This window comes from Cognatilysobacter tabacisoli (assembly GCF_003586305.1).
GTDB lineage: Bacteria > Pseudomonadota > Gammaproteobacteria > Xanthomonadales > Xanthomonadaceae > Cognatilysobacter_A > Cognatilysobacter_A tabacisoli.
This window is the reverse complement of record NZ_QXJI01000009.1, coordinates 1-913: the sequence shown is the minus strand read 5'-3', so window position 1 is coordinate 913 and position 913 is coordinate 1. Positions and strand designations below refer to the sequence as shown.

The following is a 913-nucleotide window of genomic DNA, read 5'->3' as shown; positions in this document are numbered from 1 at the left end:
GGAGCAGCCGGGGCGCCGAGCGGGATGATCACGCCGACCGAAGCCAGCACGTCGCCGAACCAGTCTTCGTCCGGAGCGGCCACGCTGGTGTCGTCGAAGTCGGCGCGGTAGGCCAGCTCGGCGCGGATCGCGGCGCGCTTGTCGGCGAACGAGCTCTGGATACCGGCACCGACCTTGGCGGCCAGGTTGCCGTCTTCACGCTGGCCCGGCGAGTTGACCGACGGGAACGCGTCGAACTCCTCTTCCGAGCGCTGGAAGCCCAGGCCCATCAGCAGGTACGGGTTCCAGCCGCGGCCATCAACCAGGAAATGGCGACGGGCGTCGAGCGACAGGCCGTACTGGCTCCAGTTGAGGTCCTGGTTCGAATCCAGCTTCGGGTTCTGGTAGTTCAGCTCGCCGTCGATCGACCAGTTCGGGCTGACGAACTTGCCCAGGCCCAGGCCCAGGAACGGCGCGTTGCGGGTGCCACGGTCGTTGTCCTGCAGATTGAAGCCGGCCGAGCCGGTCAGGTACCAACGGTCATCGAAATCCTGGGCGGCCGCAGCCTGCGAAAAGGCCAAGCCGGCCAGAAGGGCGGTGCTCAACACGCGGAAGTTCATACTCGTGCTCCTCGTTCAATACGGGCGGAACTGGCGGGAAAAATCGAATCAGATAAACGGCGCAAACGCAGACAGGGACTCGTGTGGCACTCGATGAGTCGCCGGCGCCGCGGGTCTCTGGCGGCCCGGATAATACACCGTCAAGGTCCTTGTTAATACAGCTTAACAGGCCTTGACCGTCCCGCGACGGGGCCCAAAAAGAAGCCCGGCACGAGGCCGGGCTTCGGGTACTGCAAGCGGACCGGAAGGCGTCCGCGATAACGCTTAGTTCTGCACGTTCAGCTCGGTGCGGCGGTTACGCTCGCTCTTGCAGC

1 protein-coding gene is annotated in these 913 nt (G+C 65.0%); it reads right to left on the bottom strand.

From position 1 onward, the window contains the following. On the bottom strand, positions 1–599 hold a 599-nt coding region (locus D3A60_RS14415), incomplete at its 3' end, for a porin family protein (protein WP_157981503.1). Between the last annotated feature and the right edge of the window lie 314 nt (positions 600–913).